Annotated in this window: 12 protein-coding genes, 1 other RNA gene and 1 pseudogene; 6 read left to right on the forward strand and 8 right to left on the reverse strand. The window is 63.2% G+C overall.

Annotated features, from left to right (window positions below):
- Nucleotides 1-379: 379 nt before the first annotated feature.
- From ompA to ssrA, 4 genes are all read left to right on the forward strand, one after another.
- A complete protein-coding gene (gene ompA, locus AB4Y31_RS18675; protein WP_107152935.1) occupies nt 380-1,042 on the forward strand; it encodes an outer membrane protein OmpA in 663 nt (220 codons plus the stop codon).
- Nucleotides 1,043-1,255: 213 nt separating this feature from the next.
- Complete coding sequence (gene ubiG, locus AB4Y31_RS18680) at nt 1,256-1,954, forward strand: bifunctional 2-polyprenyl-6-hydroxyphenol methylase/3-demethylubiquinol 3-O-methyltransferase UbiG (RefSeq protein ID WP_368675182.1); 699 nt, start codon at nt 1,256-1,258, stop codon at nt 1,952-1,954.
- A gap of 67 nt (nt 1,955-2,021) precedes the next feature.
- Nucleotides 2,022-2,744: an HAD-IA family hydrolase gene (locus AB4Y31_RS18685; RefSeq protein ID WP_368675183.1), complete on the forward strand. Its 723-nt coding sequence runs from the start codon at nt 2,022-2,024 to the stop codon at nt 2,742-2,744.
- Between the two features lie 106 nt (nt 2,745-2,850).
- Nucleotides 2,851-3,209: a transfer-messenger RNA gene (gene ssrA, locus AB4Y31_RS18690) on the forward strand.
- Between the two features lie 139 nt (nt 3,210-3,348).
- On the opposite strand, the gene AB4Y31_RS18695 is transcribed toward ssrA, so the two are convergent.
- The 3 genes from AB4Y31_RS18695 to AB4Y31_RS18705 all read right to left on the reverse strand — a co-directional run bounded on the left by AB4Y31_RS18695 (nt 3,349) and on the right by AB4Y31_RS18705 (nt 7,188).
- Nucleotides 3,349-3,858 carry a hypothetical protein gene (locus AB4Y31_RS18695; RefSeq protein ID WP_368675184.1) on the reverse strand — a complete coding sequence of 170 codons (510 nt, stop codon included), beginning with the start codon at nt 3,856-3,858 and terminating at the stop codon, nt 3,349-3,351.
- A 186-nt stretch (nt 3,859-4,044) separates the two neighbouring features.
- A complete protein-coding gene (locus AB4Y31_RS18700; RefSeq protein ID WP_368675185.1) occupies nt 4,045-5,481 on the reverse strand; it encodes an aldehyde dehydrogenase family protein in 1,437 nt (478 codons plus the stop codon).
- A 54-nt stretch (nt 5,482-5,535) separates the two neighbouring features.
- A complete protein-coding gene (locus AB4Y31_RS18705) occupies nt 5,536-7,188 on the reverse strand; it encodes an acetolactate synthase large subunit (protein WP_018439117.1) in 1,653 nt (550 codons plus the stop codon).
- A gap of 333 nt (nt 7,189-7,521) precedes the next feature.
- Here AB4Y31_RS18705 and AB4Y31_RS18710 point away from each other — a divergent pair, with 333 nt between their 5' ends.
- Nucleotides 7,522-7,971, forward strand: coding sequence for an ATP-binding protein (locus tag AB4Y31_RS18710; protein WP_368675186.1), 450 nt, complete (start codon nt 7,522-7,524; stop codon nt 7,969-7,971).
- A 57-nt stretch (nt 7,972-8,028) separates the two neighbouring features.
- Here the strand turns inward: AB4Y31_RS18710 and AB4Y31_RS18715 are convergent, their stop codons facing one another.
- The 5 genes from AB4Y31_RS18715 to AB4Y31_RS18735 all read right to left on the reverse strand — a co-directional run bounded on the left by AB4Y31_RS18715 (nt 8,029) and on the right by AB4Y31_RS18735 (nt 11,869).
- The gene (locus AB4Y31_RS18715) at nt 8,029-9,393 is read right to left on the reverse strand and encodes a PAS domain-containing protein (RefSeq protein WP_368675187.1); all 1,365 of its coding nucleotides are present in this window, start codon (nt 9,391-9,393) and stop codon (nt 8,029-8,031) included.
- Nucleotides 9,390-10,010: a SpoIIE family protein phosphatase gene (locus AB4Y31_RS18720; RefSeq protein WP_368675188.1), complete on the reverse strand. Its 621-nt coding sequence runs from the start codon at nt 10,008-10,010 to the stop codon at nt 9,390-9,392. The genes AB4Y31_RS18715 and AB4Y31_RS18720 overlap by 4 nt, the downstream gene beginning before the upstream one ends.
- Before the next feature lie 108 nt (nt 10,011-10,118).
- A complete protein-coding gene (locus AB4Y31_RS18725) occupies nt 10,119-10,520 on the reverse strand; it encodes an anti-sigma regulatory factor (RefSeq protein ID WP_368675189.1) in 402 nt (133 codons plus the stop codon).
- Nucleotides 10,510-10,884 (reverse strand): STAS domain-containing protein, encoded by a 375-nt coding sequence (locus AB4Y31_RS18730; RefSeq protein WP_368675190.1) that lies wholly within the window; start codon nt 10,882-10,884, stop codon nt 10,510-10,512. The genes AB4Y31_RS18725 and AB4Y31_RS18730 overlap by 11 nt, the downstream gene beginning before the upstream one ends.
- 4 nt (nt 10,885-10,888) lie before the next feature.
- The gene (locus tag AB4Y31_RS18735; RefSeq protein WP_368675191.1) at nt 10,889-11,869 is read right to left on the reverse strand and encodes a protoglobin domain-containing protein; all 981 of its coding nucleotides are present in this window, start codon (nt 11,867-11,869) and stop codon (nt 10,889-10,891) included.
- A gap of 553 nt (nt 11,870-12,422) precedes the next feature.
- Between AB4Y31_RS18735 and AB4Y31_RS18740 the strand changes: the two are divergent.
- A pseudogene (locus AB4Y31_RS18740) lies at nt 12,423-13,323 on the forward strand (glycosyltransferase); the annotation flags it as partial.
- Nucleotides 13,324-13,583 lie beyond the last annotated feature (260 nt).

A 13,583-nucleotide genomic window follows, 5' to 3' on the forward strand; every position in this document is an offset into this window, starting at 1 on the left:
TCGCGAGCCGCGACCCGTGCGGCGTGCAGCGTGTCCGTCGGAAGATTTGACTCACCCGGCGCGCGCGCCGCGAGTCGAATTTTCTTCCGCGCTGGCACGGACCGTGCCCAGGCGCACCGCCCGCAAACGCCCGTCCTGCTTCGCTGTTGCTGATGCACCACATTCGAATGAGACGGCCCAACGTCGGGGAACTTTTTTTTCGTAAGAAGGGAACGATATGGCAAAATGCCAACGCACTCGGCTAGACGCTGCTCGAAGTGTCTGCATGGCCGCCCGTTTCTGCGCTGCACCGATGTTATACTTCGAGCAATGTATGACTAGTCTTTGTCATCAAAGCTCGCAGTAAACCTGCGGTAATCTCAATTTCGAGAGGAGAAATATGAATAAACTTTCAAAGCTCGCGTTCATTGCAGCTACCGCAGTCATGGCTGCATCCGCTTCGGCACAGTCCGTGCCGGCGTCGCGACAAGCCACGAATGACAACTGGGTCAACGGCACCGGCGAATACGTGTGGATGAACGGCACGAACGAGCTTTGCTGGCGCGATGCTTTCTGGACGCCGGCAACGGCGAACGCCAAGTGCGACGGCGCTCTCGTCGCGCAAGCCCCGACGCCGCCGGTCGCTCCGCCGCCCGCGCCGCCGGCTATCACGAGCCAAAAGGTCACGTTCTCGGCTGACACGCTGTTCGACTTCGACAAGGCTGTCCTGAAGCCGGAAGGCAAGGCCAAGCTCGACGATCTGGCGAGCCAGCTGCAAAACACGAACCTCGAAGTGGTCGTCGCCACGGGTTACACGGACCGCATCGGTTCGGACAAGTACAACGACCGTCTGTCGCTGCGTCGTGCGCAAGCTGTGAAGGCATACCTGGTCAGCAAGGGTATCCCGGCGAACAAGATCTACACGGAAGGCAAGGGCAAGCGCAATCCGGTCAAGGAATGCGCGGGCAAGAAGGTCACGGCCGCTCTGAAGGCCTGCCTGCAGCCGAACCGCCGCGTGGAAGTCGAAGTCGTCGGCACGAAGCAAGTGCAGCAAGGTCAGTAATAACAGAAGCAATGGCGCCCTTGCGGGCGTCTTGCGGCAAAACCCCGCCTCGGCGGGGTTTTTTTCTGCCGGCCACCGTCGCCGGGCCGGCTTTCCCGATCATTTCCGCGCGTGGGCGCCGTTGCGCCGTCAGTTGGCGCCGGTTTGCTTTTGTCAGCGCACGAGCCTCGATATACTCGGAACTGACCGCAGGCTTTGACTCCCTTCGAACCTATGACGAACGCCGATCCCCATGAGCTCCAGAAATTCAGCGATCTCGCTCATCGCTGGTGGGATCCGAACGCGGAGTTCAAGCCGCTGCACGAGCTGAATCCCGTTCGGCTCGGCTGGATCGACGCCCATGCGCATCTTCCGGCCAAGCGTGTTCTCGATATCGGCTGCGGCGGCGGCATCCTGTCCGAATCGATGGCGGGGCTCGGCGCGCAAGTCAAAGGGATCGATCTTTCGTCGGAAGCGCTCGGCGTGGCCGATCTCCATAGTCTTGAAAGCGGGGTTTCCGTCGAGTATGAGGAGATCTCGGCCGAGGCGCTCGCGGCGCGAGAGCCGGCGAGCTACGACGTCGTCACGTGCATGGAAATGCTCGAGCACGTGCCCGATCCGGCCGCGATCGTGAAAGCCACCGCCACGCTCGTCAAGCCGGGCGGATGGGTCTTCTTCTCGACGCTGAACCGGAACGTCAAGTCGTACCTTTTCGCGGTCATCGGCGCCGAATACATCGCCCAGATGCTGCCGAAAGGCACGCACGACTATGCGCGTTTCATCCGCCCGTCCGAGCTGGCGGCCTTCGCTCGGGCCGCGGGGCTCACCGCTGCCGACCTCAAAGGCATCACGTATCGGCCGCTCGGCAAGCGCTTCGGGCTCTCGGACGATACGAGCGTCAACTATATGTTTGCCTGCCGCCGCGACGGTTGAGGCACAAGCGTGGCCGCAGGCTCGAGCCGGCGGCCGTCGCCTTCCCGCTTTTCACGCCCTACTTCCCATGAATCAACCGATTCCCCAACCCGATCCGCGCCTTGGCGTCGGCCCCATCGATCTTTGCCGGGCCGTTCTGTTCGATCTGGACGGCACGTTGGCCGACACGGCACCCGATCTCGCGGCCGCCGCGAACAAAATGCGCGCGGATCGCGGACTGGACACGGTGCCGCTCGAGCAGTTGCGACCGCTCGCTTCGGCAGGTGCGCGCGGGCTCATCGGCGGCGCATTCGGGATCGGGCCCGAGCATCGAGAATTCCCGGCGATGCGCGAGGAGTTTCTCGCCAATTACGAGGCCGATCTCTGCATCGAGACGACGCTCTTTCCCGGCATCGCCGAACTGCTCGACGAGCTCGACGCGCGCGATATCCGCTGGGGGATCGTGACGAACAAGGTCGGTCGGCTGACAATGCCGCTCGTCGAACGACTGGGGCTCGCAAGCCGGGCGCACTGCGTCGTTGCCGGCGACACGACGCCTCACGCGAAGCCTCATCCCGCCCCGCTGCTTCACGCGGCGGAGGTGCTGGCGATGCGGCCCGACATCATCGTCTATGTGGGCGACGACCTGCGCGATGTTCAGGCGGGCTTCGCCGCCGGCATGGTGACAGTCGCGGCGGCCTACGGCTATTGCGGCACCGACCTGCCGCCGGCGATGTGGCACGCGCAGCATATCGTCGACTCGCCGGTTCAGTTGCGGCGGCTACTCGCCGGGCTCAACTGTCGCGCCTGAACCGAAGACGCCGGCGATCGAGGGCCCTCGGCTTCCCTCACCGCGCTCTTGAATTCCCGAGGGGGCGCACCATCTTGCGTTCTGTGGGATAATTCATCCTTCGACCGGGGCCGACCTGGTTTCGACGTGGATAACGAAGCAGTGCAGGGCATACCGAGGACCCGTCACCTCGTAAATCAATGGGAACTTAAGTAACTGCGAACGACGAAACGTACGCATTGGCGGCTTAAACCCCGCCAACCTCGCACTGGCTCGCTGACGGGCTAGGGTCGCAAGACCAGCGAGGTCATTCACGTCAGCTAATCTCCGGCAGCGTCGCGAGGCCGGAGCCGAAAATCTAGCGACTCGCCGTAACGAAGCGTGTTCGTCCGCGTCGGTGCGGTTAAATCAAATGACAGAACTAAGTATGTAGAACTGGCTGTGGACTATTTGCGGACGCGGGTTCGATTCCCGCCGGCTCCACCAGATTCCGCTTCGAAGAAGTCCTCATGAAACCCGCGATAGCTCGACGCATCGCGGGTTTTTTTCGTCTGTCCGGGCAAGAAGAAATCGTGCGGCAGTTGCCTGCGCGGCAAACGGCCTGCTGGCTACCGCTGCAGCCGCGCTACGGCTTTTTCGATCCGACGTCTGCTTTGAGACTCTGCACCAGCTCCTGCACTTCCTGCCGAGTCTTTGTTACATCGTTTTGGATTTGCTTCAACTCACTGGTGGTTTCAGCGAGCGAGGCTGCCAAGGTTCTGCCCGAGTCGAACGACGCCACCATGTTCGACAGCACGGTGGCATTGAAAGTCGCAATGCTACCCACGGTCGCGATCGCGGTCGTCACCATAAAAATCTTGAGACTTCGAGCATGCTGCGCCGCCTCGGCGCGAGCGGAAGCACACTCGCTCCGAAATTCCTCCAACACTGTCCCAAAACGCACATCCCGTTCATCCATCAACTTTTGTTGCGCCTCGCGCCACTGCGCAAGCTGGGCGCGCTCACTGTTGACGCGCTCATCGAACAGTTTCCTATGCGAGTCCAGCCTTTCGTCGAAGAGCCTGGCGGTCGCCTCGAGCCTATCGTCCAAGTGGCGCAGGTGTAGCTCGAAATCTTCTTTCGTCGGTGCGGTCATGAGCGAACTGGGTCGATCTCAGTGGGTCGGGGTCGCCATGCTCGGCGAGAATTGCCAGCATATCCGTCTCGAAACTCTTATCGAGCGTTCTGCCATCAACCCGGGCTCGAATTCACCATTTGGACAAGTCCGCCCCCGAGCGGAGCCAGCAGCCGTTGAGTGACTATGGTGCCGGCCCCACAGCGCTCACCACGTCTCGCGCACGACCATCAGCCGCAGTTCAGTCATATCCTCGATCGCGTAGCGAATACCCTCGCGGCCAAGCCCCGAATCCTTCACGCCGCCATACGGCATGTTGTCGACCCGAAACGACGGCACATCGTTGATCACCACGCCGCCCACTTCCAGTGCATCCCACGCGCGATGCGCATGCGCGAGGGAATCGGTGAAGATCCCTGCCTGCAGCCCGAAGTCGCTGTCGTTCACGACCGCGAGCGCCTCTTCGAAGTCACTGAAGCGCTCGAGGATCGCCACGGGCCCGAATGCCTCGCGCCGATAGAGATCGGTATCGCGCTTGACGCCTTCGAGCAGCGTCGCTTCGAACATCGCGCCGTCCACGTTCCCACCCGCGATGATTTTCGCTCCCGCTTGCACCGCACCCTCCATCCAGCCGGCAAGGCGCCGCGACTCCGATTCGGAGATCATGGGCCCGACGAACGTCTTCTCGTCCTTTGGGTCGCCCATTTTGAGGGACTTCGTCTTCGCGATCAGCTTCTCCCGCAGCGCGTCGTAGAGCGACGCATGAATGAGAATCCGCTGAACGCCGATACAACTTTGCCCAGACTGATAGAACGCGCCGAACGCGAGCCGGTCCACCACGTAGTCGAGCTTGCCACCCTGATCGCCGTCGACGATCGCGGCCGCATTGCCGCCGAGCTCGAGGATGACTTTCTTCTTCCCCGCCTTTTTCTTGAGTTCCCAGCCGACGGCCGGCGACCCCGTGAACGAAAGCAGCCTGAAGCGCTCGTCGGTCGTAAACAAGTCTGCTCCGTCGCGATGCGCGGGCAGCACGGAGAAGGCGCCCTTCGGCAAATCCGTCTCGGCCAGCACCTCCGCAATGATGAGCGCGCCTATAGGCGTGCGGCTCGCCGGCTTCATCACGAAGGACACCCCCGCCGCAAGCGCCGGCGCGACTTTGTGCGCGGCAAGGTTGAGCGGGAAATTGAACGGCGAGATGAAGGAGCACGGTCCGATCGGCACACGCTTCACATAACCGTGATAACCCTTCGCCCGCTGCGATATTTCGAGGTTGATGATCTCGCCGTCGATGCGGACAGACTCTTCGGCCGCGACCTTGAATGTATCGATGAGCCGGGTGACCTCGCCGCGCGAATCGTTGATCGGCTTGCCGGCTTCTATGCAAAGCGCCATCGCGAGCTCGTCGTAGCGCTCGCGAAAGCGCTTCACGCAATGCTCGAGCACCAGTTGCCGCTTGAACGGCGGGTAGGCGCGCAGCGCCGGCATCGCGTCCACGGCGGCCGAGATCGCCTTGTCGATGGCCTGCGCGTCGGCAAGCGCGACACGCGTCGCGACCTCGCCGCTGTATTTGTCGGTCACCTCGAGATCGGCGTTGGCCGCAACCGGTTCGTTCGCAAGGTAGTACGGGTAAGTTGGCTTCAACATGTCATGTTCTCCTGGATGCGATTCGTTCGCTTAGGAAAAGCAATGCGCTGCGGCTCAAATCCGCGCCGACAAGCGCTTGATCTCGCGATTGAGCACGCGTTCGTTGTCCGAATAGTCGATGGGCACGTCGATCACATGCACCCCCGGCGTCGCGAAGCAATCGCGTACGAGCGGCGCGAACTCGGCAGCCGACGTGACGCGGTGACCCTGGGCGCCATAGCTCCTCGTATAGTCGACGAAATCGGGATTCGCGAGCGTCATCCCGTAGTCCGGAAAGTTCATGTTCTCCTGCTTCCAGCGGATCATGCCGAATGCATCGTCGCGCAAGATCAGCACCACCAGATCGAGCTTGAGCCGTACGGCCGTTTCGAGCTCCTGCGAGTTCATCATGAAGCCGCCGTCGCCGCAGACGGCGATGACTTTGCGATCGGGATGCACGATCTTCGTTGCGATCGCGGAGGGCAAGCCCGCGCCCATCGATGCGAGCGCGTTGTCGAGCAACAGCGAGTTCGGCTCGTGCGCGCGGTAGTAGCGCGCGAACCAGATCTTGTACATGCCGTTGTCGAGGCAGATGATGCCGTCCTCGGGCATCGTCTCGTAGACGTCGTTGACGATCCGTACCGGGTACATCGGAAACCGGTCGTCATGCTGCCCTTTCACGAGGTGCGCCTCGAAGTGCTCCTTGATTTCCGTAAAGCGCGTGAAGTCCCACCGCTTCTCGCACGTTTTCAGGCTCTCCTTCAACTGCCATACCGCGTTCGCGATGTCGCCGACGACTTCGATCTGCGGGAAATAGACAGGGTCGACCTCGGCACCGAGGAAATTCACGTGGATCACCGTCTTCTCGCCCGCGTCGGCGCCGCGCATGAAGAACGGCGGCTTCTCGATCACATCGTGCCCGACATTGATGATGCAGTCCGCGTGATCGATCGCGCGGTGCACGAAATCGCCGTCCGAAAGCGTCGCGTTCCCGAGCCACAGAGGGTGCGATTCGTCGATCACGCCCTTGCCCATCTGCGTCGTAAAGAACGGGATGCCGGTCTGATCGACGAATTCGCGCAGCACCTTGCGCGTCGTCTTGCGGTTGCCGCCGGCGCCGATCATCAGAAGCGGGTGCCTCGCCCCGCCGATCGCATTGACGGCATGCGCGACGGCCTTTTCCTCGGCGACGGGACGTCGGCTGTAGCTCTTCGGAATCGGCTTGCCGTCGCCCTCTTCGTGCGCGACGTCTTCCGGCAGCTCGAGATGCGTTGCACCCGGCCGCTCCTCCTCGGCACGGCGAAACGCCTCGCGCACCAGCGCGGGGATATTGCCGATGGAGACGATTTGCCGCGAGTACTTCGTGAGCGGCTCCATCATGCGCACGACATCGACGATCTGAAAGTGCCCCTGCTTGCTCGTCTTGATCGGCTTTTGGCCCGTCACCATCAGCATCGGCATGCCGCCGAGCTGAGCGTAGGCCGCGGCCGTGACGAAGTTGGTGGCGCCGGGGCCGAGCGTCGAGAGGCACACGCCCGTGCGACCCGTCAACCGCCCGTACGTCGCGGCCATGAAACCGGCCGCCTGCTCATGGCGCGTCAGCACCAGCTTGATTTTCGAGCGGCGCAGCGACTCGAGCAGATCGAGGTTTTCCTCGCCCGGAATGCCGAATACGTATTCGACGCCTTCGGCTTCGAGCGACTTGACGAACAAATCGGATGCTTTCATGAGGACTCTCGTTGGATTCGTTTGACGATTGCGGGCGCGCGCGAGCGGCGGATGAAACGCCCGGCGTGCGCAAGAGGAACTGCAACTGCGATCGAACGAAAGAGCAGATTGCGCGAGCGAACGATCAGCGCGACCCTTGTCTGCCGCGCTCGCGCGTGTCGGACAGATTACTCCGGTAACAAAACATTGGCTTGCATCCGGGCCTTCGCTTATCTTATTGGGCAGTTTCGCTCGCTCCGCAGGAGGGGCCATGAGTCGGCTCAACGCTGTGCCATCGCGCCCTGCGCATCTCGGATCCGGGGAAGTCTTCGCGTCCGCCAGCAGGTTCGGATCATGACCGAGAACCGAGCGCCCGGACCCGCCGACCGTCTGGCTATCCGCGACGATTCGGACGTCGCGGTTGCGCGGCGCCGCGTTCGCGAGCTGGGTGCGCAGGAAGCGCTTCCACCGCCCAAGATCGCGGCGCTGGAAACCGCCGTCACTGAGATCGCGCGCAATATCCTCGTGCACGCCGGAAAGGGAGAGCTCTCGTTCGGCACTCTCGCGGACGGCGGACGCCGTGGCGTTGCCGTTCTCGCTCGCGACTGGGGGCCGGGCATCGCCGATGTCGCGCAGGCTATGCAGGACGGCTATTCGACCGGCGATGGGCTGGGCCTGGGGCTGTCTGGCGCAAGGCGTCTCGTCGACGAGTTCGAGATCGATTCGATCGAGGGCGCAGGCGTGACGGTGACGCTCAAGCAGTGGAACGACGCAATCGATTGGGGTTGGGACAAACCGCTCTGAAGCGAGCGCGGCCGCTCGCGAGACGCCGACGGCGGCACCGATTCGCGACGCGCCGAATCATTTCTCTTCGCGCGCTTCGATGGCCGCGAGTGGCAAGATGGCGGTCAGCTCGAAGCCCGAGCCCGGCGTCGTGCGGATCTGGATTTCGCCGCCGAGCAACGCCGCGCGCTCTCGCATACCGATCAGGCCGAACGAGTGCCGGCCGGGGCGGGAGTCTCGCGCGGCGGCGCCGCGGCCATTGTCGACGACGCGCACGATGCAATGCGGATCGCGCCGGACGATGTCGAGCACCACCTCGGTCGCGCCGGAATGGCGCGCAACGTTCGTCAGCGCCTCCTGCACCATGCGAAACACCTCGATCCTGCATTCGCGATTGAACTCGATCGCATCGACATCGATATGCCGGACCACCTTGACGCGGTAGCGTGCGGAAAAGTCGCTGGCGAGCCATTCGATCGCTGGAATCAGCCCGAGATCGTCGAGCATGACCGGACGCAGATCCGCCGCGATCCGCCGCACGGAATCGATGAGTTGATCGATCATCGCGTACATGCCGCGCATGTCGCCCTGCGATAGCGACGGCGCCGCGCGGTTCGAGCTCTTGTGCTCGACGAGCGTCACAGCCATCTTCAGCGCGGTGAGCTGCTGCCCCAGGTCGTCGTGCAGCTCGCGCGCGATCCGGGCCTTCTCCTCCTCACGAATCCGCTGGATATGCGCGGAGAGGCGCCGCAGCTCTTCACGCGAAACGCGCAGCGCTTCCTCGTCGCGCTTGCGATCTGTGATGTCCATGATCCACCCCACCATCCGATAGGGCTCCCCGGCATCGTCCCATAACGCCTGCCCGCGCGATTGAACCCATCGGAAACCGCCCGATTTCGTGCGCAGCCGATACTCGACATCGTACGGGCGGCGCTCGCGCAGATGCATGTTCAGCCTTTGCTTCACGCGGCCGATATCGTCGGGGTGGACTGCATCGAGATGTGCACGACTCTCGTTGGGCAGCTCGTGATCCGCATAGCCCATGATCCCCTTGAAATGGGGCGAGAAATAGACTTCTCCGCTCTGCGGATTCCAGTCCCACAGTCCGGCCGTCGCGCCGCTCACGGCAAGTTGAAACCGCTCCTCGCTCGCCGCGAGCGCCGCCCGATAGCCGTGCAGCGACATCTCGAACGGTGCGAGCAGTTCGTTGAAAAACTCCGTCGAAGCATCGAGCCGTTCCTGTCGATCGGCGGCAGCCGGCAACACGAGCGTATCCAATGCGGCGCGATGCAGCGCGGCCATCTCGAGCACGCCCAAGCCCTCGACCATCGCACGCCGGCCCAATTCGTAGGCGCGTGTCCGTGCGGCCTCGTCGCGCTGCCCGAGATACGCCTGGAGACCCGAGACGTATTCGTCGACGAGCGCGTCGAGCCGCGTGGTCATGAGCCGGCCCCGAGATAGCGGGCGACGACGACATGCGCGTCGTCGGAATCCTTCCCGTAGCGCACGAGGATCGACTCGGCGATTTCCTGGGGGCTGTATTCCATCGTCACGCCGGCGGAGAAATTGCTTCGAATGCCGTCTGTCGCCATGACGAGGGTGTCGCCTCGCGACAACGGGAGTCGGTCCGCCTTCAGCGGCGGCAGCCGATAGCCGACGACGCCGCCGCGCGTGGAAATCGCTTCGTCGCGCCGCTGTCGGCCGTCGCGAATGCGGCGGAGAATGCCGTCGACGTTGCCCACCCCAGTCCACGTCATCGAGCCATCGCGCGCGTCGAACGACGCCAGGGTCATGACGGCGCCTCGCGTCCCGCGCAGCGCCTCGTGGCATCGCTGCACGAGGCGCGCGACCGGCTCGGACGCATGCGCTTCGAGCACGGGAACTGCAGCCTGTGAGGCGGCCGCCGCCGCATCGCCATGCCCAAGCCCATCGAGCAATGCGACGAGCGTGCCGCCATCGAACGGGACGACGACGTGCAGATCGCCCGACGGCCCGTCGAGCGCACGACCCGCCCATCCCCATTCGACAATGGGGCCTTCGGGCGGCAAGGTGGTTATCATCTCAGCCTCCCGTCCCCACGGGGACTTCCTTGCGGGCGCCGGGGCCGCCCCAAGGGAGGCTGAGGCCCCCTCGGGGGGCAGCGAACGATAGTGAGCGTGGGGGTCGTTTCATCTCAGCCATCGCTTCATCTTGATCGTCGTGCCCTTGCCGAGCGCCGACGTCAACTCGAATTCATCCATGACGCGCTTCGTGCCGGGCAGGCCGACGCCAAGGCTCCTCCCCGTCGAGTACCCGTCACGCATGGCAAGCTCGATGTTGGGAATGCCCGGCCCTTCGTCCCGAGCGACGATTTGAATGCCCTTGCGCGCGCCGTCATCGAGGCGGCAGAGCACGATTTCGCCGCTCTTCGCATAGGAGACGATGTTGCGGGCCATCTCCGAGATCGCGAGCGCGATAATCGTCTGGTCCGTCGTCGAAAATCCCGTCGCGGCGGCGAGCTCGCGACCTTTCTGGCGAGCCGTGACGATATCGGCTTCGCGCTCGATCGGGACCCGCACTTCATCCGTCATGGCGGCGGCCCCGTCTCGCTTGACCGCCGAGATGCGCGAGCCCCTCTTCGAGATCGAGCGCGGTGATGACGCCGTCGAGCGAAAGCCCGAGTTGCACCATCGCGAACGCCACGTCGGGCTGAATGCCGACGACGACCGTCGCGGCGCCGCGCAGCTTCGCGACATAGGCGATCGCGCGCATCGTGCGCGTCGCGAACGAATCGAGCACGTCGAGTGCGGTCACGTCGATGAGGACGCCTTTGATCCGCAAGCGCCCTATCCGCTCCGCGAACCCGTCGCGAAGGTCGATGAGATCCTGATCCGACAGCGCGGATTGAATCGACGCGATGAGCACATCGCCTTGTTTGAGGATCGGAACGGACACGGCGTTAGCTCGCCCCGTTCAGACGGCCGTCGACGAGCTCCGGCGCGCCCGCCTGCATCAAGCGATAACCGAGCGTGTGTTCGGCGCGCTCGATGCCGCCTTGAAGATCGCCGACGGTGTCGAGCGTGCCGAGCTCAATGCCGAGCGCCACGAGCGACTGAGCCACGGGGGCGCTGATGCCGGTCACGATGACCTGCGCCCCCATGAGGCGCGCCGCCGCGACCGTTTGCATGATGTGATTGGCGACGCGCGAATCGATCGTGGCGACGCCCGTGATATCCATGACGACGACGCGGGCGCGGGTGGCCCGGATCTCCTGCAGCAGGCTTTCGGTGATGAGCCGCGCGCGATAAGTATCGATGACGCCGATGATCGGCAACAGCAGCAGGCGCTCGCGCAACTGCAGCACCGGCGTGGAGAGCTCGCGTATCGCCTCCTGCTGCTGGCGAATGACGCGCTCGCGCTCGAACACGAGCACGTCGACGATAAGGCCGATATCGAAAAAGGCCACCTTCTTCAGCGACATGTAGCTCTCGAATGCATCGAAGGCCGCATGTCCGGCATGCTTCACGACGTCTACGCCGATGTTGCCCAACAGATGATGGAAGGCGCCGAGAAAAAGTCGGGTGTCGAGACCGGCGACCGCATAGAGCAGGCCGAGTTCGATGCGCTGCTCGACATAGGCCGCGCCATAATCGCCCGATACCATCGCGCGCAAATGGTCTTTCTTGAGGCGTTTCGCTTTTTCGGCAAGCGCGTTGTTCTGAAGCAGCGGGCGAGCTTCATCGAGACCCGCGAGATGATCGAAGAAGATGCCGGCATATTCGTCGAGCCGGTGCAGCACCGGGTCCCTGATCGCGGCAATCCGCGTGACGTCGGTCGACTCGAGACCGACTATCTTCTTGCGTCGGTCGATGGCGCCATCGCTGAGCCCCATCTGATGCATCAGCGTAAGCGCCTCGCGTTGCTCGTTCGGTGTGGCCATGCACGCCCTCTCTCGTTATCGCCCTACGCCTGACCGCTTCCGGCATTCCGTAATTTGGGTTTGAATCAGGGTCGGTTTCGTCGGATTTTTAGTATAACCATGAATCGCCAACTCGCAAGCCGCACCGATCGCGTCGCGCCGCCCTTCGCCGCGACGCGGTACGGCCGCCGCGCACGACAGACGTGGCATTGCCGTGATTTTCCTATTATGCTCGTACTAATTGCCGGTCCGTTAACGTCGGATCAATAGGCGGAAGTCGCAAATGCTACCGAACGTCTACAAGATGACGGCCGTGCTTTCGCTGGCGGGACTTGCCGCGCTCGCCGTTCTTTCGGTCGGCTTGCCGCACCCGATTGCCAACGCATGTGGGCTGCTTGCCGTCCTCGCGATCCTGCTTCCGGTGCAAACGCCTCTCACGCGGCCGTTGCTACTGGCTTTCAGCGGTTTTCTCATCACGCGCTACATCGCCTGGCGCTTCGCATCCTTTCCGATCGGCGGCGGCTTGCCGTCCGAACTCGTCGCGGCGGCGCTACTCGCGGCCGAGCTCTATTGCATGGGGATCGTTCTGCTCAGCTATTTCGTGAGCGCTCGGCCGCTCGAGCGGCGGCCGCTCCCGCTGCCTGACGATCCGCGGGCGCTGCCGTTCGTCGACGTCTACATCCCCACCTATTCCGAACCGCTGTCCGTCGTTGCGCCGACCGTTTGCGGCGCCGTGGAAATCGACTATCCGAAGGAACGCTTTCGCGTCTTCGTGCTCGACGACGGCTTTCCGCGCGCCAGGACAGCGCAACGCGCAGAGCAAAGGCGGGAACTCGCCGAACGCGCCGAGCGGCTGAAGGCGCTCGCGGCACGTCACGGCGCCGTCTACTTGACCCGCGAATCGAACGCGCACGCGAAGAGCGGCAATCTCAACGCGGCGATGCGCAGCACGTCAGGCGATCTGATCGCAATCCTCGATGCCGATCACGTGCCGACCCGCGACTTCCTTCGGGCCACCGTCGGCTTTTTTCTCGCCGATCCGAAAATTGCCCTCGTGCAGACACCTCACTTCTTTACGAACCCGGATGCAATCGAAAAAAATCTCGGGCTGTTCAGTCGAACGCCGGCCGAGAACGACCTCTTTTATCGAGTGGTGCAAAAGGGCCTGGATACCTGGAATGCGTCGTTTTGCTGCGGCTCCGGCGCTCTGGTAAGGCGTGCCGCCATGGAGGAAATCGACGGATTCGATTACGGAAGACGCCTCGACCTCCGTCAAGCTGCATCAGCGCGGATGGCACTCCGCCTACTTGAGTCGGCCGATGGTGGCGGGTCTGCAGCCGGAGACGATCTCCGGCTTCCTCGTTCAGCGCATCCGCTGGGGCGTCGGGATGATGCAGATCCTGATGAAGCAAAATCCGTGGCTCGTGCGCGGCCTTTCGCTGACGCAGCGGGTCGCCTACTCGTCCCTCGGTCTTTTCTGGTTCTTCCCGTTCGCGCGCCTCATCACTTTCGCCGTGCCGATTTTGAGCATCGTCTTCAAGCTGCAGACGTATCCGGGCGGAGCGAACAACCTCTTCGGCTATACGCTGCCCTATCTCGTCGCGGCCGTCTTGACCGCCGAGCGATTGAACGGCCGCTTCAGGCGCATCTTCTCGTCCGAGCTGTACGAGACGATACAAGCGTTCTACGTCCTTCCCGCCCTGGTCTCGGCGCTCTTGCGACCCAACTCGCCGAT

The sequence above is a fragment of the Trinickia sp. EG282A genome (assembly GCF_040965455.1).
Classification (GTDB): domain Bacteria; phylum Pseudomonadota; class Gammaproteobacteria; order Burkholderiales; family Burkholderiaceae; genus Trinickia; species Trinickia symbiotica.